This window comes from Rhodococcus sp. JVH1 (assembly GCF_000280725.2).
Classification (GTDB): domain Bacteria; phylum Actinomycetota; class Actinomycetes; order Mycobacteriales; family Mycobacteriaceae; genus Rhodococcus_F; species Rhodococcus_F jostii_A.
Window position 1 is genome coordinate 98,564 of sequence record NZ_CP166289.1, and the last position, 19,545, is coordinate 118,108.

The 19,545-nt window shown below is 68.2% G+C and carries 18 protein-coding genes; 9 read left to right on the plus strand and 9 right to left on the minus strand.

Going from position 1 to position 19,545, the window contains the following annotated elements; genetic code table 11:
- Positions 1–897, plus strand: coding sequence for a Ku protein (locus JVH1_RS00470; RefSeq protein ID WP_009480467.1), 897 nt, complete (start codon positions 1–3; stop codon positions 895–897).
- Between the two features lie 66 nt (positions 898–963).
- Here the strand turns inward: JVH1_RS00470 and JVH1_RS00475 are convergent, their stop codons facing one another.
- From JVH1_RS00475 to JVH1_RS00505, 7 genes are all read right to left on the minus strand, one after another.
- Positions 964–1,383 carry a metal-sulfur cluster assembly factor gene (locus JVH1_RS00475; RefSeq protein WP_009480466.1) on the minus strand — a complete coding sequence of 140 codons (420 nt, stop codon included), beginning with the start codon at positions 1,381–1,383 and terminating at the stop codon, positions 964–966.
- Positions 1,380–1,895, minus strand: a complete 516-nt coding sequence (gene sufU / locus JVH1_RS00480; RefSeq protein WP_009480465.1) for a Fe-S cluster assembly sulfur transfer protein SufU — start codon at positions 1,893–1,895, stop codon at positions 1,380–1,382. The genes JVH1_RS00475 and sufU overlap by 4 nt, the downstream gene beginning before the upstream one ends.
- Positions 1,892–3,151: a cysteine desulfurase gene (locus JVH1_RS00485; protein WP_009480464.1), complete on the minus strand. Its 1,260-nt coding sequence runs from the start codon at positions 3,149–3,151 to the stop codon at positions 1,892–1,894. Before JVH1_RS00485 ends, sufU begins: the two co-directional genes overlap by 4 nt.
- 6 nt (positions 3,152–3,157) lie before the next feature.
- A complete protein-coding gene (sufC, locus tag JVH1_RS00490) occupies positions 3,158–3,967 on the minus strand; it encodes a Fe-S cluster assembly ATPase SufC (protein ID WP_009480463.1) in 810 nt (269 codons plus the stop codon).
- Between the two features lie 45 nt (positions 3,968–4,012).
- Positions 4,013–5,242: a Fe-S cluster assembly protein SufD gene (sufD, locus tag JVH1_RS00495; protein ID WP_009480462.1), complete on the minus strand. Its 1,230-nt coding sequence runs from the start codon at positions 5,240–5,242 to the stop codon at positions 4,013–4,015.
- The gene (gene sufB, locus JVH1_RS00500; RefSeq protein WP_009480461.1) at positions 5,242–6,702 is read right to left on the minus strand and encodes a Fe-S cluster assembly protein SufB; all 1,461 of its coding nucleotides are present in this window, start codon (positions 6,700–6,702) and stop codon (positions 5,242–5,244) included. Before sufB ends, sufD begins: the two co-directional genes overlap by 1 nt.
- A gap of 94 nt (positions 6,703–6,796) precedes the next feature.
- Positions 6,797–7,582, minus strand: a complete 786-nt coding sequence (locus JVH1_RS00505; protein ID WP_009480460.1) for a metalloregulator ArsR/SmtB family transcription factor — start codon at positions 7,580–7,582, stop codon at positions 6,797–6,799.
- 96 nt (positions 7,583–7,678) lie between these two features.
- On the opposite strand from JVH1_RS00505, the gene mptB reads away from it, so the two are divergent.
- The 5 genes from mptB to JVH1_RS00530 all read left to right on the plus strand — a co-directional run bounded on the left by mptB (position 7,679) and on the right by JVH1_RS00530 (position 13,685).
- Positions 7,679–9,463, plus strand: coding sequence for a polyprenol phosphomannose-dependent alpha 1,6 mannosyltransferase MptB (gene mptB / locus JVH1_RS00510; protein ID WP_009480459.1), 1,785 nt, complete (start codon positions 7,679–7,681; stop codon positions 9,461–9,463).
- A gap of 6 nt (positions 9,464–9,469) precedes the next feature.
- Positions 9,470–10,414 (plus strand): ABC transporter ATP-binding protein, encoded by a 945-nt coding sequence (locus JVH1_RS00515; RefSeq protein WP_011598887.1) that lies wholly within the window; start codon positions 9,470–9,472, stop codon positions 10,412–10,414.
- Positions 10,411–11,211, plus strand: a complete 801-nt coding sequence (locus tag JVH1_RS00520; RefSeq protein ID WP_009480457.1) for an ABC transporter permease — start codon at positions 10,411–10,413, stop codon at positions 11,209–11,211. The genes JVH1_RS00515 and JVH1_RS00520 overlap by 4 nt, the downstream gene beginning before the upstream one ends.
- The gene (locus JVH1_RS00525) at positions 11,208–12,653 is read left to right on the plus strand and encodes a hypothetical protein (protein WP_009480456.1); all 1,446 of its coding nucleotides are present in this window, start codon (positions 11,208–11,210) and stop codon (positions 12,651–12,653) included. The genes JVH1_RS00520 and JVH1_RS00525 overlap by 4 nt, the downstream gene beginning before the upstream one ends.
- A 69-nt stretch (positions 12,654–12,722) precedes the next feature.
- The gene (locus JVH1_RS00530; RefSeq protein ID WP_009480455.1) at positions 12,723–13,685 is read left to right on the plus strand and encodes a heme A synthase; all 963 of its coding nucleotides are present in this window, start codon (positions 12,723–12,725) and stop codon (positions 13,683–13,685) included.
- Here the strand turns inward: JVH1_RS00530 and JVH1_RS00535 are convergent.
- Positions 13,682–14,047: a hypothetical protein gene (locus JVH1_RS00535; protein WP_043782746.1), complete on the minus strand. Its 366-nt coding sequence runs from the start codon at positions 14,045–14,047 to the stop codon at positions 13,682–13,684. The genes JVH1_RS00530 and JVH1_RS00535 overlap by 4 nt on opposite strands.
- Before the next feature lie 80 nt (positions 14,048–14,127).
- Here JVH1_RS00535 and JVH1_RS00540 point away from each other — a divergent pair, with 80 nt between their 5' ends.
- The gene (locus tag JVH1_RS00540) at positions 14,128–15,093 is read left to right on the plus strand and encodes a quinone oxidoreductase (protein WP_009480453.1); all 966 of its coding nucleotides are present in this window, start codon (positions 14,128–14,130) and stop codon (positions 15,091–15,093) included.
- 9 nt (positions 15,094–15,102) lie between these two features.
- Here the strand turns inward: JVH1_RS00540 and JVH1_RS00545 are convergent, their stop codons facing one another.
- Positions 15,103–16,086, minus strand: coding sequence for a heme o synthase (locus tag JVH1_RS00545; RefSeq protein WP_009480452.1), 984 nt, complete (start codon positions 16,084–16,086; stop codon positions 15,103–15,105).
- Between the two features lie 216 nt (positions 16,087–16,302).
- Here JVH1_RS00545 and tkt point away from each other — a divergent pair, with 216 nt between their 5' ends.
- Complete coding sequence (gene tkt / locus JVH1_RS00550) at positions 16,303–18,411, plus strand: transketolase (RefSeq protein WP_009480451.1); 2,109 nt, start codon at positions 16,303–16,305, stop codon at positions 18,409–18,411.
- Positions 18,412–18,417: 6 nt separating this feature from the next.
- Entirely contained in the window at positions 18,418–19,542 is a 1,125-nt protein-coding gene (tal, locus tag JVH1_RS00555) for a transaldolase (RefSeq protein ID WP_009480450.1), read from the plus strand.
- The last annotated feature ends 3 nt before the right edge of the window (positions 19,543–19,545 follow it).

Sequence of the window (19,545 nt, forward strand, 5' to 3'; positions counted from 1 at the left end):
ATGGAACGCATGCGGTCGATATGGAAGGGCTCGATAGCGTTCGGACTCGTGAATGTGCCGGTCAAGGTCTATTCGGCAACCGAGGATCACGACATCAGGTTCCACCAGGTCCATGCCAAGGACGGCGGCCGGATCAAATACAACCGCGTCTGCTCCGAATGCGGCAACGTCGTCCAATACGCCGATATCGACAAGGCCTACGACTCCGACGACGGCGTGCGCGTGGTGTTGACGGACGATGATTTCGGGAAACTGCCTGCCGCCGAGAAACACGAGATTCCCGTTCTGCAGTTCGTGCCGACCGAACAGATCGATCCCATTCTGTTCGAGAAGAGTTACTTCCTCGAACCGGATTCCAGCTCTCCGAAGGCGTATGTCCTTCTCGCGACTGCCCTCGAGAACAGCGACCGCACAGCCCTCGTCCACTTCACCCTCCGGCAGCGCACCCGACTGGCCGCGATGCGGTCACGCGACGGGGTGCTGGTGATCCAGACGCTGCTGTGGCCGGACGAGGTACGCGTCGCCGAGTTCTCCTCGCTCGACGGCGTCGACAAGCCGAAGGCGAAGGAACTCGCGATGGCCGAGACACTCGTCGACAGCATGGCCGACGACTTCGACCCCACCGAATTCACCGACGACTACCAGGTGCAGTTGCGAGAACTGCTCGACGAGATGATCGAGTCGGGCGGCAAGAAGGTCATCCCCGTCGCCGAGGTCGAGAAGAGCGGCGAGGACGCCGAAGTGGTGGATCTGGTGGCGGCCCTGCAGCGCAGCGTCGACGCCGCCGGGAAGAAGGCCGCACCGGCCAAGAAGAAGCCGGCGAAGAAAGCTCCGGCCAAGACGGCGGCGAAGAAGGCCACAGCGAAATCATCCAGTTCGGAACGCAAGCGCGCCTGAACCGACGCGGAGGGGCTCGGCGAGATGCATCTCGCCGAGCCCCTCCGCGTTACCCGTGGTGGGTGGTCAGACCGTGAAGCCGAGCGCGCGCAACTGCTCGCGGCCGTCCTCGGTGATCTTGTCGGGGCCCCACGGCGGGAGCCACACCCAGTTGATCTTCAGTTCGTTGCACAGACCGCTGCGCACGAGCGCGCCCCGCGACTGGTCCTCGATGACATCGGTCAGCGGGCAGGCCGCCGACGTGAGCGTCATGTCGAGGGTCACGACGTCCTCTTCCTCGGTGATCCCGTACACGAGACCGAGGTCGACGACGTTGATGCCGAGTTCGGGGTCGACGACGTCACGCATCGCCTCCTCGAGCTCCTCGAGGCGTTTCGGGTCGGTAATCGCACCCGACGCGGCGGTGGCGGTCTCGCCGCCTTGGTCGGCCGTCGCCTGCTCCGGTACGGCCGTGGCGTCCGCCTCCGGCGTCTGCGTCTCGCTCATGATGCCTGTCCTCCGATTCGAGCTGGTTCGCCGTCTGCTGTCGGAACGGCCGAATCCCGTTCGTCCACGACCCGGTCGTCCACTATTTGAACAACCGCGTCCTTGAATGCCATCCATCCCAGTAGCGCACACTTCACGCGAGCCGGGTACTTCGAGACGCCGACGAAGGCGATGCCGTCCCCGAGGACGTCCTCGTCCCCCTCGACGGTACCGCGGCTGCTGACCATCTCGTTGAATGCGGTAACGGTCTGCAGGGCCTGCTCGACGGGCATCCCCACCACCTGATCGGTGAGCACCGATGTCGACGCCTGGCTGATGGAACAGCCCTGGCCGTCGTACGACACATCCACGACGGTGCCGTCGTCGGCGAGCTGCACACGCAGCGTCACTTCGTCACCGCACGTGGGATTGACGTGGTGTACTTCTGCGCCGAACGGTTCGCGCAGGCCGCGGCCGTGGGGATGCTTGTAGTGGTCCAGGATCACTTCCTGGTACATCTGTTCCATTCTCATGCAGGAACCTCCCCGAAGAACTCCTGTGCGCGCCGCACCGCCGCCGCGAGCGCGTCGATCTCGTCGACCGTGTTGTACAGCGCGAACGACGCCCTCGCCGTGGCCGCGACACCGAAACGACGGTGCAGGGGCCAGGCGCAGTGGTGGCCGACGCGGATGGCGACCCCCTCGTCGTCGAGGATCTGACCGAGATCGTGTGCGTGGATCCCGTCGACCACGAACGACACGGCCCCGCCGCGGTCCTCGGCCGTCGTGGGTCCGATGATGTGCACGCCGTCGATGGCACCGAGCGCCGCCAGTGCCGCCTCGACCAGGGTGTGCTCGTGCGCCGCGACCGCGTCCATCCCGATCTCCTCGAGATACCGGACTGCTGCGCCGAGCCCGACCACCTGCGACGTCATCGGAACGCCCGCCTCGAACCGCTGTGGCGGCGGCGCGTAGGTGGTGCGTTCCATCGTGACGGTCTCGATCATCGAACCACCGGTGATGAACGGCGGCATCGCGTTCAGCAGTTCGCGGCGCCCGTACAAGACACCGACGCCGGACGGGCCGAGCATCTTGTGCCCCGAGAAGGCCGCGTAGTCCACGCCGAGCGCGTGGAAGTCCACCGCCATGTGCGGGACCGACTGGCACGCGTCGAGTACCACCAGCGCACCGACCGCGCGGGCGCGACGCACCAATTCCTCGACGGGTGCCACCGCCCCGGTGACGTTGGACTGATGGGTGAACGCCACGACCTTGACGGCGTCGGTCAGCTCGAGCGAATCGAGATCGATCCGGCCGTCGTCGGTGACGCCGTACCAGCGCAGCGTCGCACCGGTACTGCGCGCGAGTTCCTGCCACGGCACGAGATTGGCGTGATGCTCGAGTTCGGTGATGACGATCTCGTCGCCGGGGCCGAGGTGCCGCTCGAAGCGGTCGTCGCCGAGGACGTGGGTGACGAGATTCAGCGATTCCGTCGCGTTCTTGGTGAACACGAGTTCGTCGCTGTCGGCACCGACGAACGCGGCGATCGCCGCACGCGCGTTCTCGTACGCGTCGGTGGCCTCTTCGGCGAGTTGGTGAGCGCCTCGGTGCACGGCCGCGTTACAGGTGGTGAGGAACTCCCTCTCGGCGTCGAGCACCTGGTTCGGGCGCTGCGACGTCGCGCCCGAATCGAGGTACACCAGCGGTTTTCCGTCGCGGACCGTACGCGCCAGGATCGGGAAGTCCTCCCGGATCCGGGTGACGTCGAATACGCGCACCGAGGTGGTCATCTGCGTTTATGCTCCTTGCGTTGCTGCAGCCTGGGTGAAGCGCTCGTAGCCCTTCGCCTCGAGCTCGTCGGCCAGTTCCGGTCCGCCCGACTCGACGACACGACCGCCGACGAACACGTGGACGTACTCCGGCTTGATGTATCGGAGGATGCGCGTGTAGTGCGTGATCAACAGGATTCCGCCGTGCTGGCGCTCCTTGTAGCGGTTCACGCCCTCGGAGACGACGCGCAGGGCGTCGACGTCGAGACCGGAGTCGGTCTCGTCGAGGATCGCGATCTTCGGCTTCAGGAGACCGAGCTGCAGGATCTCGTGGCGCTTCTTCTCACCACCGGAGAAGCCTTCGTTGACGCTGCGCTCGCCGAACGAGGGGTCGATGTCCAGCTCGGTCAGCGCTTCCTTGACTTCCTTCACCCAGTGACGGAGCTTCGGGGCCTCGCCGCGGACTGCGGTGGCCGCGGTGCGCAGGAAGTTGGACATGGAGACGCCGGGAACCTCGACGGGGTACTGCATCGCGAGGAACAGTCCGGCGCGGGCACGCTCGTCGACGCTCATCTCGAGGACGTTCTCACCGTTGAGGGTGATGGTGCCCGAGGTGATCTGGTACTTGGGGTGACCCGCAATGGCGTACGACAGCGTCGACTTGCCGGACCCGTTGGGTCCCATGATCGCGTGGGTCTCGCCGGAACGAACCGTCAGGTTCACACCCTTGAGGATGTTGATCGGGTCAGCGTTCTCGTCGGTGTTCGCGACGTCGACGTGCAGGTCCTTGATTTCCAGGACCGAGATTTCGGGGGTGGAAGCGTCAGGGGTAGACATTGTGATCCTTCGAAGAAATGGGAAGTAGTGGTCCGGCGGCTCGGGTCACACGCCGACTGCGGCGAGTTCGGCCTCGACAGCTGCCTCGAGGCGCTCGCGAATCTCGGCGACGGCGATCTTGTTGATGATCTCGTGGAAGAACCCGCGCACGACGAGTCGCCGTGCCGCGTCCTCGGGGATTCCGCGGGCGCGCAGGTAGAACAACTGCTCGTCGTCGAATCGTCCCGTGGCGCTGGCGTGGCCGGCACCCACGATCTCACCGGTCTCGATCTCCAGGTTCGGTACCGAGTCGGCGCGTGCACCGTCCGTCAGGACGAGATTGCGGTTCAGCTCGAACGTGTCGGTACCTTCGGCCGCGGCGCGGATCAGCACGTCGCCGATCCACACGGTGTGGGCGTCGGGCTTGCCCGAATTCGGATCACCCTGCAGGGCGCCCTTGTAGACCACGTTGGACTTGCAGTGCGGCTGCGAGTGATCCACGAGCAGTCGCTGCTCGAAGTGCTGTCCGGCGTCGGCGAAGTACAGGCCGAGCAGTTCGGCGTCGCCGCCCGGGCCGTCGTACTTGACGGTCGCGGACAGGCGGACGAGGTCGCCGCCGAGGCTGATCGCGTTGTGGCGGAGCACCGCGTCACGGCCCAGCCGCGCGTGATGCGACGCGACGTGCACGGCGTCGTCCGCCCAGTCCTGGACGGCGACCACGGTGAGGCGGGCGCTGTCGCCGAGAACGAATTCGACGTTCTCGGCGAACGTGCCGCTGCCGCGCTGGTCGATGACGACGGTCGCCTTCGCGAAGGCGTCGAGCCGGATCTGCAGGTGCCCGAAGGCAACCTTGTCCTCGCCCGGGCCGGTGACCGTGATGTTGATGGTCTCGGCGACCTCGACCTCACGGCCGACGGTCACGACGGTGGCCGTCTCGAAACCCGAGTAGGCCTGCGCGGCAACCCGGTCGGCGGGCACGCCGGCCTTGCCCAGCCGGTCGTCGTCTCGTCCGACGGTCTCGACCTGGACCGAGTCCGGACCGGCTACGTCGACGGTGACCGTGCCGTTCGCGACGGCCGTTCCGTCGTGCAGTCCGCGGAGTCGGCGCAGCGGTGTGAACCGCCAGACCTCGTCGCGACCACCCGGGACCTCGAAGGCGTTGACGTCGAACGAGGTGAAGACCTCACCCTTGTTCTTGATCGGCGAGCCGGTGGCGGTCCGCGCTATCCGCGGATTCTCGCCTGCGACGGCTCCCGCGACTCCGAGATTCTGGACACCAGTTTCTGGCGTGGTCACTAACCCACCGCCCCTTCCATCTGCAGTTCGATCAGGCGGTTCAGTTCCAGGGCGTACTCCATCGGGAGTTCCTTGGCGATCGGCTCGACGAAGCCGCGCACGACCGTGGCCATGGCCTCGTCTTCGGTGAGCCCGCGGCTCATCAGGTAGAACAGCTGGTCGTCGCTCACCTTCGAGACGGTGGCCTCGTGGCCCATGGTCACGTCGTCCTCGCGGATGTCGACGTACGGGTAGGTGTCCGAGCGGCTGATCTGATCGACCAGCAGCGCGTCACACTTGACCGTCGACTTGGAACCGTGAGCACCCTTGTTGACCTGGACGAGTCCGCGGTACGACGCGCGTCCGCCGCCACGTGCCACCGACTTGCTGATGATCGTCGACGACGTGTACGGCGCGAGGTGCAGCATCTTGGCACCGGTGTCCTGGTGCTGTCCCTCACCGGCGAATGCCACGGAGAGAACCTCGCCGCGGGCGTGCTCGCCCATCATCCAGACGGCCGGGTACTTCATGGTGACCTTCGACCCGATGTTGCCGTCGATCCACTCCATGGATCCGCCTGCCTCGACCTTGGTGCGCTTGGTGACCAGGTTGTAGACGTTGTTCGACCAGTTCTGGATGGTCGTGTAGCGGCAGTGGCCGCCCTTCTTCACGATGATCTCGACGACCGCGGAGTGCAGGGAGTCCGACTTGTAGATCGGCGCCGTGCAGCCCTCGACGTAGTGCACCGAGGCGCCCTCGTCGACGATGATCAGGGTCCGCTCGAACTGGCCCATGTTCTCCGTATTGATGCGGAAGTAGGCCTGCAGCGGGATGTCGACGTGCACACCCGGCGGGACATAGATGAAGGAGCCACCCGACCACACCGCGGTGTTCAGCGCGGAGAACTTGTTGTCGCCGGCGGGAATGACCGTGCCGAAGTACTCCCGGAACAGCTCGGGGTGCTGCTTCAGGCCCGTATCGGTGTCGAGGAAGATCACGCCCTGCGCCTCGAGGTCCTCACGGATCGAGTGGTACACCACCTCGGACTCGTACTGAGCCGCGACACCGGCGACGAGGCGCTGCTTCTCTGCCTCGGGGATGCCCAGCTTGTCGTACGTGTTCTTGATGTCCTCGGGCAGGTCTTCCCAGCTCTCGGCCTGCTTCTCGCTCGAGCGCACGAAGTACTTGATGTTGTCGAAGTCGATGCCCTCGAGGTTCGAACCCCAGTTCGGCATCGGCTTCTTGTCGAAGGTCTTCAGCGCGCGCAGGCGGATGTCGAGCATCCAGTCCGGCTCACTCTTCTTCGCCGAGATGTCGCGCACGACGTCTTCGGACAGACCGCGCTGCGCACTGGCACCGGCCTCGTCGGAATCGGACCAGCCGTACCCGTAATGCCCGAGTGACGCGATGGTCTCTTCCTGCGTGAGCGGCTCGGCGTTGGCCGACGCAGTGGATGTCACCTGGTCTGATGTGACGGTCATGCGAGCTCCTTCCGGAGTCTTGTTACGAGACCGGCGAGGGCTGGTCGCCGGTGGAAAACGGTTGCTGACTAGGGGATCTATCGGGAAAGCGTTGTTATTTGGGACCGGACGGCGGGACGAGTGGAACGTGGGTGGTGCATGCGCAGTCGCCGTTCGCGATGGTCGCGAGCCGCTGGACGTGGGTGCCGAGCAATTGGGCGAACGCTTCCTGCTCGGCTTCGCACAGTTCCGGGAACTCCTCGGCCACGTGCGAGACCGGGCAGTGGTGCTGGCAGATCTGCACGCCGTTGCCCACCGGGCGTGTCGACGCCGCGAATCCCGCGGTCGTGAACGCGTCGGCGATGGCGTCGGCGGTGGTTTCGAGGCCTTCGGCGCTCTGATCGGCGGCCGGGGTCACGTTTCCGACTATCGCCTGGACTCGGCGACGAGCGAAATCGGTGATCGCGGCGTCTCCCCCGACCTCCCGCAGTTGACGCATGGCCGCGCCGGCGAGGTCGTCGTACGCGTGTCCGAGCCTGCCGCGGCCCTTGGCGGTGATCTGGAAGTATTTGGCGGGTCGCCCTCGTCCGCGGTGACGCACGGCGACCGAGGACGCCTCGCGCGCCTCACCGGAGTCCAGGAGTGCGTCGAGGTGCCGGCGGACACCGGCGGCACTGAGGCCGAGGCGGGTTCCGATTTCCGATGCGGTGATCGGTCCCTCCTCGAGGAGGAGCTTCACGACGGCAGCGCGGGTATGGCCTTCGTGGCCGACGGCGACGGGTGACGCGGTTCCGACAGGCGCCGCCGAGGAAGGCGCGTGAACTGCGCTTTCCGTCGTTGCACGTGGTGTCGTTTCCGTTTTCACAACACCAGTGTGACGGAATTCGGATCGCAGGTCCACTAAGGGTGCCCTGCCTTACACCTGTGATTATGTGCCGCCCGGGCCCGGGAATACTGGCCGAACCGCTTGTGTTCGGCGCACCGCTACGCTGCCTGTGTGCCGCAGACCCCCGAGAACCCGGAGCCGACCCGCGCGGAGCCGACCTTCACGGCTCGCGCCGCTCTTCGACATCCGGCCGAGCTCGCCCGCCGGGCGCTGGGCATCGACGGCCGCTCCCCGCGCGCCTCGGTGGCGGCCGCGTTGCACGGCGACGAGCCGGAAACCGCGGGGCTGAACAAGCAGGAAACCGCGCAGCTCCGCGGGATCCGCCGGTTCGGCGCCACCGGAGCCGTCCTGATGGCGGTGGGCGCGCTGGGCGCAGGCGCCCAGCCGGTCCTGCAGAACCCGGTCCAGGGGCTTCGCGTCATCGGGCTTCCCGCCCGGATCCCCAGCGTCGCGTTGACGCTCACCATGACCGGCACCGTAATGATCGTGCTCGCGTGGCTCCTCCTCGGGCGCTTCGCGATCGGCAGCCTGCAGTCCGGGGCCGTGCGTCGCCTCAACCGGTCCCAGCTCGACCGCACCCTTCTGCTGTGGATCATCCCGCTGTCCGTCGCGCCGCCGATGTTCAGCAAGGACGTGTACTCGTACCTCGCGCAGAGCGAGATCGCGGCCCGCGGGCTCGATCCCTACGCGATCGGTCCCGCCGGTGCGCTCGGGGTCGATCACGTCCTGACCCGGACCGTGCCGACGATCTGGCGCGACACCCCGGCGCCGTACGGGCCGCTGTTCCTCTGGATGGGGCGCGGGATCAGCTGGCTGACCGGCGAGAACATCGTCGCGGGGATTTTCCTGCACCGGCTGCTGGCCCTCGCCGGTGTGGCCATGATCGTGTGGGCACTCCCCCGGCTGGCGCGGCGCTGCGGTGTCGCCGAGGTCAGCGCCCTCTGGCTGGGCGCCGCCAACCCCCTGCTGCTGTTCCACCTGGTCGCCGGAATTCACAACGAGGCCTTGATGCTCGGCCTCATGCTGGCCGGAATCGAGCTGGCGCTGCGGGCCGTCGAACGATCGGAGCCGATCCGCGGGCAGTCCCTCCTCCTACTGCTGTCGGGGGCGGCACTCATCGCCCTGTCGTCGACGATCAAGATCCCCTCCCTCCTCGCATTGGGATTCGTGGGGATGGCGCTGGCCCGGAGATGGGGCGGAACACCGAAAGCGGTGCTCACCGCGGCCGCCCTCCTCTGCGGGGTGGCCCTGGTGGTCACCCTCGTCATCAGCACGTCCAGCGGACTCGGCGTCGGCTGGGTACACACCCTCGGCACCGCGAACGCGGTCCGCAGTTGGATGTCCATCCCCACGCTCCTCGGGCTGGGCACCGGACTGGCCGGGGTCCTGCTGGGCCTCGGCGACCACACGACGGCGGTGCTGAGCCTGACCCGGCCGATCGCGGCCGTCGCTGCGGCGTTCATCACACTGCGGATGCTCGTCGCGACGCTCGTCGGGCGGATCCACGCGGTCGGCGCGCTGGGGCTGTCCCTCGGCGCGGTCGTCCTGCTCTTCCCCGTGGTGCAGCCCTGGTATCTGCTGTGGGCGGTCCTGCCGCTCGCGGCCTGGGCCACGGCACCCGCCTTCCGTGTCCCCGCCATCGTCTTCTCGTCCATCGTCAGCGTCATCCTGATGCCGAACGGCGGCGAGTACCAGCCGTTCGTCATCGTGCAGGCCGCCATCGCCACCATCTTCACGGCCGGAACGCTGATCGTGATCACCCGCAACCGGCTGCCGTGGCGGGTCGGTTCGGAGCAGCAGCCGACCGTGCCGGAAACCCCGGATCCGCCCCGGGACGACGCCGACGCGGAAAGCCGGGGCACCGGCCGGGTCACACCAGGCCAGGGCTTACGCTGATTCCCCGTGACCTCGCGAACGCCCGGATCGGCGCAACCTGCTGTACGCCTGGAAGGCGTGGTGAAGACCTTCGACGGTGTGAGGGCCGTCGACGGACTCGATCTCACCGTCGAACCTGCACAGGTGGTCGCGTTGCTCGGTCCCAACGGCGCGGGTAAGACCACCACCGTCGAAATGTGTGAGGGCTTCGTCCGGCCGGACAGCGGCACCGTCCGCGTCCTCGGACTCGACCCCGTCGCGGAGGCCGGCGCCGTCCGGGCCCGGATCGGTGTGATGCTCCAGGGCGGCGGCGCCTACCCCGGTTCCCGCGCCGGAGAGATGCTCGACCTCGTCGCGGCCTACTCGGCCGACCCCCTCGACCCGGACTGGTTGCTGCGCAGCCTCGGACTCGAGGATTCCCGCCGCACCCCCTACCGCAGGCTGTCGGGCGGGCAGCAGCAGCGCCTGTCCCTGGCCTGCGCGCTGGTCGGCAGGCCGGAATTGGTCTTCCTCGACGAACCCACCGCCGGACTCGACGCCCAGGCCCGCCTGCTCGTGTGGGAACTGATCGACGCCCTGCGCCGCGACGGCGTCAGTGTGCTGCTGACGACGCACCTGATGGACGAGGCCGAAGAACTCGCGGACCGGCTCGTCATCATCGACCACGGGTCGATCGTCGCGGCAGGCACGCCCGCCGAGGTCACCAGCCGCGGCGCCGAGGGCCAGTTGCGGCTCAGCGCGCCCGCCGGTCTGGACACCGAGCCCCTCGCCAAAGCCCTCCCCGACGGTTTCCGGGTGGCCGAATCCGGACCGGGCACCTACCTCGTCGAAGGGCCGATCGACCCGAAGGTGGTGGCGTCGGTCGCGTCGTGGTGTGCCGATCTGGACGCCCTGATCAGCGATATCCGCGTCGACCAGCGCAGCCTCGAGGACGTCTTCCTCGAACTCACCGGCCGGGAACTGAGGGGATGACGATGAGCAGCAGTGACCGTCTGACGGAGAATCGTTTCGCCCCGGGCACGTTCGCACCCGACCCCCGACCGAGTGGCGCAGCGGTCATGCTGCGGGCGCAGACCGCGCTCGAACTCAAACTGCTCCTACGCAACGGCGAACAGCTGCTGCTGACCATGTTCATCCCGATCACACTGCTCATCGGCCTGTGCCTGCTGCCCATCGGCGACCTCGGAACGTCGCGGGTCGACAAGGTCGTGCCCGCCGTCATGATGGTGGCGGTGATGTCCACCGCGTTCACCGGCCAGGCCATCGCGGTCGGCTTCGACCGCCGGTACGGGGCCCTCAAGCGACTCGGCGCCACCCCCCTGCCGACGTGGGGGATCATCGCCGGGAAGAGCGCCGCCGTGGTCATCGTCGTCGCCCTGCAGTCGGTGCTCCTCGGTGCGATCGGACTGGCGCTCGGCTGGCGTCCGAGTGCGTGGGGACTGGTTCTCGGCGCCGTGATCATCGCCCTCGGCACCGTGACGTTCGCGGCGATGGGACTGCTGCTCGGCGGCACCCTCCGCGCCGACATCGTCCTCGCCCTGGCCAACATCCTGTGGTTCGTGATGGTCGGCGTCGGCAGCGTGGTGTTCGCCACCGGCGAGCTGCCCTGGCTCCTCCACACCGGGGCCCGGCTGATCCCGTCCGGTGCGCTCGCGCACGCGCTCGACGCCGCACTGTCGGGGTCGGTGGATCTGCTCAGCGTCGTCGTCCTCGTCGTCTGGGGTGCGGCCGCGGGAGCCCTGGCGGCCCGGACGTTCCGATTCACGTGATCCGCCGACCTGCAGCCCGGCGCGCCCGCAGCGCCGGCACCGTTCTGGCAGTCCTGATCGCCGTCCTCGGCTGCGGCACCCTGCCCGCGGGCGCCGCACCGCAGTGGGGTCCGCCCGCCGCGCCGAACCCGTTCCTCGGACCCGCGGGCACGTCCACGATGCACGGCGACGCGGGGTCCACCGACGTGACTCCGCTGCCCGGTCCCGGCACCGGCCCGTTCACCCTGTCCGCATACCCGCTGGTCTCGGCGTGCCCCACCCTCCTGCAGGGTTCCGACCGGCTCGTCGTCGCCTTGTGCACAACCGTGGCCGGCCAGGTCCCCACCGTTCACCTCGTCGACCCCGCCGCTCCCGCCGCCCCGTTCGGCAACTCGCTCGCCACGTTCGCGCTGGCGAAGGGCAGCCTCCTGGGCGGCGTGTACGCGTTCCTCGACAACGACAACCGGCTGGTCGTGGTGGACGGCAACCGTCAGCTACTGCGCCTCGGACATTCGCAGGATCCCGAAGGCCGCTGGCGGATCACCGTCGACTCGCGCGTCGACCTGTCCGGCAGTGTTCCGGCGGGCGACAACGTGACCGGGCTGACGCCGGACTGGCAGGGCAACGTCTGGTTCGCCACGGGTGGCGGTGTCGTCGGAGCCGTGGATCGCGCCGGCGTCGCGCATGCTCTGCCGTTGGCCGCGGGCGAACAGGTCCAGAACAGCATCTCCACCTCGCCCGCCGGCACCGCGGTCGCGACGACGCATGCCCTGTACCAGTTCACGCTCCGCGACGGCGCGGTGCGTGTGGACTGGCGGCGTGACTACGACCGCGGTCCGGACCGTAAGCCGGGGCAACTCAGCCACGGCACCGGGTCCACCCCCACCTACTTCGGACCGTCGACCGGCAGCGATTTCGTCGCGATCGTTGACAACGCCGACCCGGAGGTGAGTCTTCGGGTCTTCCGCGCCGATTCCGGTGACGAGATCTGCTCCCTCCCGGTGCTCGGCAGCCCGGGCGGCAGCGAGAACTCCCCGATCGGCATCGCCAATTCGGTGTACGTCGCGGGGACGTACGGCTACCCGTATCCCGCGGTTCCGGACGGCGCGGGCCCGGCGGTGCCGACGAACGCCCCGTTCACCGGCGGCATGACCCGTGTCGACATCGACCCGATCGGCTGCCACCAGGTGTGGAGCAACGACGTCCGCAGCGCGGCGGTGCCCCATCTCTCGACCGGCGACGGGCTCCTGTACACCGTGATCCGTCACGGGTTCGACGTCACGACGCCCCTGGACGGCTTCTCGTTCGCGGTGATCGATCCGGCGGACGGTTCGGTCGAGCACACCAGCCCACTCCCCGGCACCGCGGTCAACGACACCCTGCAGATGTCCGGACTCGTCACCGACACCGGCGACTTCTGGCAGGGCACGGTGACCGGCATCCTTCGCATTCGCGGTGAGTAGCACGGAGTCGAACGCGTCGCCACCGGCCCAACGACACGCTGTAGTTGACGGCCCTCTACCATCGACGTCGTGCTGTATCGCGGGTTTCTGAGCCTGGTAGACCGTCTCCCCCTTCCGTCGCTGACCGTGCAGCGTGTCATCGCGTTCGCGGTGATCCTCACGCAGGGCGGTATCGCCGTCACCGGGGCCGTCGTGCGGGTGACCGCGTCCGGCCTCGGGTGCCCCACCTGGCCGCAGTGCTTCCCCGGCAGTTTCGTGCCGGTCGGGCACGGCGAGGTCGCCGTCGTCCATCAGGCGGTCGAGTTCGGCAACCGGTTGCTCACGTTCGTCGTCGTCGTGGCCGCGGCTCTGATCGTTCTCGCGGTCACCCGCGCCCGCCGCCGCCGAGAGGTCCTCGTCTACGCGTGGATGATGCCTCTCGGCACCGTCGTGCAGGCCGTGATCGGCGGTGTCACGGTGCTGACCGGACTGCTGTGGTGGACGGTGGCGGTGCATCTGCTCGCGTCGATGGCGATGGTGTGGCTTGCGACCGTGATGTACGCGAAGATCTGCGAACCCGACGATGCACGGGCAATCGACGTGATCCCTGCCCCGCTGCGATGGCTCACCGCGCTGTCGGGTGTCGCTCTGGCCGGGGTGCTCGCCGCCGGAACGCTGGTCACGGGCGCCGGACCGCACGCGGGAGACAAGAGTCTCGACCGCGTGGTTCCGCGCCTCGAGGTGGAGATCGTCACGCTCGTGCACCTGCATGCCCAACTGCTGGTGGGCTACCTGGCGTTGCTGGTCGGCCTGTGCTTCGGCCTGTACGCCGTGGGCGCCACCCGGGCGGTGAAGATCCGCGTGCAGGTTCTGCTCGCACTGGTGGTGGCGCAGGCGCTGATCGGACTCGTCCAGTTCTTCACGAACGTTCCCGCGGCCCTGGTGGCATTCCACGTCGCGGGTGCCGGGTTGTGCACCGCGGCCACCGCGGCGGTTTGGGCTGCGGGACGCACCCGCGAGTACGTCACGCAGCCGGACACCGCGAGCGTCTAGCGCTCGTTGCGTGCCTTCGGGAACCGCGTCTGCCGCGCGACCCAGCCGGCCATCTTCTGGAAGTGACCCTTGCGGGGCGTGACGATGCTGGTGATCGCGCGGTCCCACTCCGAGACGGTGACGTCGTCGAAGGATGCGACGACGGCGTTCGCGGTGGCGAGATCCTTGACCACCTGGTCGCCGAGGATGCCGTCGGCGCCGACGAGCGTGATGCGGACGCCGGCGAGTCCGATCGGCTGGATGACGGCACTGGCGGAACCGCCGTGCTCGGCCACGAACTTCTTGATCGCGTCGACCGTGTGGGACGGCAGCGTGGGCGCCGGGCTCGCGGGCGCCTGTTCGGCATGGGTGTCGGTACTCATGACCCCGAGAATACTGGGCGGTAGCGGCATCGTGTCCGCCAGGCTCCGTACGGCGGCCCGCGCCGTGTAGAACTGAAACCATGCGCGCTATACAGGTTTCCCGTCTCGGTGGTCCCGACGTCCTCGAACCGGCAGAGGTTCCCGAACCCCGGATCGGGACGACGGATCTTCTGGTTCGCACCGACGCGATCGGCATCAACTTCATCGACACCTACTTCCGAACTGGGCTGTACCCACGGCCGTTGCCCTACGTTCCCGGAGACGAGGGCTCCGGTGTCGTGGAGGCCGTCGGCGGCGACGTGACCGGTATCGCTCCCGGTGACCGGGTGGCCTGGTGCTCCGGCCCCGGCAGTTACGCCGAGAAGGTGGTCGTCCCCGCGGCGGTCGCAATCGCGGTCCCGGACTCCGTGCCCGCCCCGCAGGCCGCTTCCGCTCTGCTGCAGGGAATGACGGCCCACTACCTGGCCCACTCCACCTACCCGATCCGGTCCGGCGACACCGTCCTCGTCCACGCCGGAGCGGGCGGAGTCGGTCTGCTGCTGACCCAGATGGCGACCACGCTGGGCGCGCGGGTGATCACCACCGTGTCCTCCGACGCCAAGGAACAACTGTCCCGTGACGCCGGCGCCTACGAGGTGCTGCGATACGACGACGACATCGCCGCCCGGGTGCGTGAACTGACCGACGGCGACGGGGTCGCAGCCGCCTACGACGGTGTCGGCGCGTCCACGTTCGAGGCCAGTCTCGCGTCGGTACGGATCCGGGGGACGGTCGCGTTGTTCGGTGCGGCCAGTGGCCCGGTGCCGCCGTTCGATCCGCAACGGCTGAACCCGGCCGGTTCGCTGTTCCTCACCCGGCCGACCCTCGCGCACTACATCCGCAACCGTGAGGAACTGACGTGGCGGGCCGGAGACGTGTTCTCCGCCCTCGCCGACGGTTCGCTGACGGTCCGGGTGGGCGCGGAGTACCCGCTCGAGCGGGCCGAGGAGGCGCACCGCGACCTGGAGGCGCGTGCGACGACGGGATCGATCGTGCTGGTGCCCTGACGCGGAGCGTCAGCTGAGCAGGCTGCCGACGGTCTGCAGTCCCAGCACCGAGTCGACGGCGAGACCGACGAAGACGACAGCCAGGTAGTTGTTGGACTGCAGGAACAGGCGGAGCGGTTTCACGGCCGCTCCGCCTCGGACGCTGCGGTACAGCTGATGGGCCATCAGCAGGAACCAGGCGCCCGCGACGAGGGTCACGGCGGCATAGACGACACCCGCGGCCGGGACGAGCGTGAGCGACGTGATCACCATCGCCCAGCTGTACAGCAGGATCTGCTTGGTGACGTGCTCCTCGGTGGCGATCACCGGCAGCATCGGGACACCGGCCGCCTTGTAGTCCTCCTTGTACCGCATGGCGAGGGCCCACGTGTGCGGCGGCGTCCAGAAGAAGATGACCAGGAACAGCACGATGGGCTGCCAGCTCAGCGACCCGGTGACCGCCGACCAGCCGACCATGACGGGCATGCAGCCGGCGGCGCCGCCCCAGACCACGTTCTGCCATGTCCGGCGTTTGAGGACCATCGTGTACACGAGCACGTAGAACGCGATGGTCAGGACGACCAGGCAGCCGGCGAGCAGGTTGGCCCGCCACCACAGCCACAGGAACGACGCGACACCGAGCGTCATGCCGAACACGAACGCGTGGGACGTCGGGACCGCGTCGCGGGCCAGCGGCCGGCGGGCGGTGCGCTTCATGACCTTGTCGATGTCGGCGTCGACGACGCAGTTGAGCGAGTTCGCACTCGCCGCACCCATCCATCCGCCGAACAGCGTGCTGAGGATCAGCGCGATGTCGACGTTGCCGCGATCCGCCAGCAGCATCGCTGGGATGGTGGCGACCAGCAGCAGCTCGATCACCCGCGGCTTGGTCAATGCGATGTAGGCCAGGACCTTGCCCGTGACGCGACCCAGCACCGTACCGGTGTCGGTCGCGCGGGGGGCGGGGCTGGGGCTGCCGAAGCCGTGTCCGCTCGGCTGATGCCCTGTCCGCACGTTCTCTCCTCGCACCACGCGTAATTCCATATCCGAATGCCGGCGCCTGCTCCCGAAGTCCTTCGCGACCGCCGGCCGTCTACTACAAACGATGGTAGACCGCCGTAATGCGCGAACCGAATCGACCCGGATACGACCGCACACTAGGCTGGAGTCGCACAAGAGGCCCACGCATCCTCAGGCTCCACGTTCACCCATGTCAGGAGACTTCTGCCCGTGTCGATCACAGACGACATCCACGTCCTCACGCAACCGGTTCACCCCGCCGACTGGACCGAACTGGACACCAAGGCCGTCGACACCATCCGGGTGCTCGCCGCGGACGCGGTGCAGAAGGTCGGCAACGGCCACCCCGGCACGGCCATGAGCCTCGCGCCCCTCGCCTACACCCTGTTCCAGCGCGTCATGCGCCACGACCCCACCGACGCCGACTGGATCGGCCGCGACCGGTTCGTGCTGTCCTGCGGGCACTCCAGCCTCACCCTCTACATCCAGCTGTACCTCGCCGGCTACGGGCTCGAACTCGACGACCTGGAAGCATTGCGCACCTGGGGCTCGAAGACCCCCGGCCACCCCGAACACGGCCACACCCGCGGCGTCGAGATCACCACCGGACCGCTCGGTCAGGGCCTCGCCTCCGCCGTGGGCATGGCCATGGCCGCCCGCCGTGAGCGCGGCCTCTTCGACCCCGAGCCCGCGCTCGGCGACAGCCCGTTCGACCACCACATCTACGTCATCGCCTCCGACGGCGACATCGAGGAGGGCGTCACCTCCGAGGCCTCCTCCATCGCCGGCGTCCAGCAGCTCGGCAACCTGACGCTGATCTACGACGACAACAAGATCTCCATCGAGGACGACACCGCGATCGCGCTGTCCGAGGACACCGCCGCCCGCTACGAGGCGTACGGCTGGCATGTGCAGATCGTCGAGGGCGGCGAGAACGTCGTCGCCATCGAAGAGGCCCTGAACAAGGCCCGCGAGGTCACCGACAAGCCGTCGCTGATCCTGCTCCGCACCATCATCGGCTTCCCCGCACCGACCAAGATGAACACGGGCGCGGCGCACGGCGCCGCCCTCGGTGCCGACGAGGTCGCGGCCGTGAAGAAGGCTCTCGGCTTCGATCCGGACAAGACGTTCGAGGTCGCCGACGAGGTCATCGCCCACACCCGCAAGGTCGTCGAGCGCGGCGCGCAGGCACACAAGCAATGGCAGGCCCAGTACGACGAGTGGACGCAGCGCGCCCCCGAGGGCAAGAAGCTCCTCGACCGTCTGATCGGCCGCGACCTTCCCGCCGGCTGGGCCGACGTCCTCCCCACCTGGGAGCCGGATCCCAAGGGCGTCGCGACCCGCAAGGCATCCGCCGCCGTTCTCAACGCCGTCGGGCCGGTGCTCCCCGAACTGTGGGGCGGCTCCGCCGACCTCGCCGAGAGCAACAACACCACCATCAAGGGCGCCGACTCGTTCGGTCCCGAAGCCATCTCCACCCGGATGTGGACGGCCCAGCCCTACGGCCGCACCCTGCACTTCGGGGTCCGCGAACACGCCATGGGCTCTATCCTCAACGGCATTGCGCTGCACGGACCGACCCGCCCCTACGGTGGCACCTTCCTCGTCTTCAGCGACTACATGCGTCCCGCTGTGCGGCTCGCCGCGATCATGAAGACCCCGGTCACCTACGTGTGGACGCACGACTCCATCGGACTCGGTGAGGACGGTCCCACCCACCAACCGATCGAACACCTCGCCGCGCTGCGCGCGATCCCCGGCCTGTACGTCGTGCGGCCCGGCGACGCCAACGAGACCGCCCACGCCTGGCGCGCCGTCCTCGAGAAGGGCGCCGACGAGGCCACCCGCGCTCCCGCCGGCCTCGCCCTGACCCGCCAGGACCTGCCCGTCCTCGAGGGCACCAGCTACGAGGGTGTCTCCCGCGGCGGCTACGTCCTCGCCGACGCCTCCACCGGCGCACCGGAGGTCGTGCTCATCGGCACCGGGTCCGAGCTGCAGCTCGCCGTGGCCGCCCGCGAGACCCTCGAGGCCGACGGCATCCCCACCCGGGTCGTGTCCATGCCCTGCGTCGAATGGTTCGACGCCCAGGACCAGGCCTACCGCGACGGCGTCCTCCCCCCGACGGTCAAGGCGCGGGTCGCCGTCGAAGCCGGCATCTCCATGCCCTGGTACCGCTTCGTCGGCGACGCGGGCGAAATCGTGTCCATCGAGCACTTCGGCGCGTCCGCCGACTACAAGACCCTGTTCCGCGAGTTCGGTTTCACCGCCGAAGCCGTCACCGCCGCCGCACAGCGCTCGCTCGCACGCGTGAAGGGATAGACAGCCATGACTCAGAACCCCAACCTCCAGAAGCTCTCCGAAGCAGGCGTGTCGGTGTGGCTCGACGACCTCTCCCGTGACCGCATCGAGTCCGGCAACCTCGCCGAGCTCATCGCGACCAAGAGCGTCGTCGGTGTCACCACCAACCCGTCGATCTTCCAGGCCGCACTCAGCAAGGGCCACGTCTACGACGCACAGGTCCGGGAGCTCGCCGAGCGCGGTGCCGATGTCGAGGCCACCATCCGCACGGTGACCACCGACGACGTGCGCGCCGCCTGCGCCGTCCTCGCCCCGCAGTTCGAGGCGAGCCACGGCGTCGACGGCCGGGTGTCCATCGAGGTCGACCCGCGCCTCGCGCACGACGCCGACAAGACGGTCGCGCAGGCCGTCGAACTGTGGAAGATCGTCGACCGCCCCAACCTGTTCATCAAGATCCCGGCCACCGAGGCCGGTATCCCGGCCATCGCCAAGGTGCTCGGTGAGGGCATCAGCGTCAACGTCACGCTGATCTTCTCCGTGGAGCGCTACGAGCTCGTCATGGGCGCCTACCTGGACGGCCTCGAGGCCGCGAAGGCGGCCGGTCACGACCTGTCCCGCATCCACTCGGTGGCCTCGTTCTTCGTCTCCCGCGTCGACACGGAGATCGACAAGCGGCTCGACAAGATCGGCACCCCTGAGGCGCTTGCGCTGCGCGGCAAGGCGGCGCTCGCCAACGCCCGCCTCGCGTACGCCGCGTACCAGCAGGTCTTCGAGGTGCAGCCGCGGTTCCAGGGTCTGCTGCCGGACGGTGCGCGCCCGCAGCGCGCGCTCTGGGCGTCGACCGGAGTCAAGAACCCCGACTACCCCGACACCCTGTACGTCTCCGAACTGGTGGCTCCGAACACAGTGAACACGATGCCCGAGAAGACTCTCGACGCGTTCGCCGATCACGGTGAGGTCGTCGGCGACACCGTCTCCGGCACCGCGGTCGAGTCGCAGGAGGTGTTCGACAAGCTCAGCGCCGTCGGCATCGATCTCACAGACGTGTTCAAGGTCCTCGAGGACGAGGGTGTGGACAAGTTCGAGGTGTCCTGGACCGAGCTTCTGGAGGCCACCGCGGAGCAGCTGCGCGCAGCAGGGCAGAAGAGCTGATAC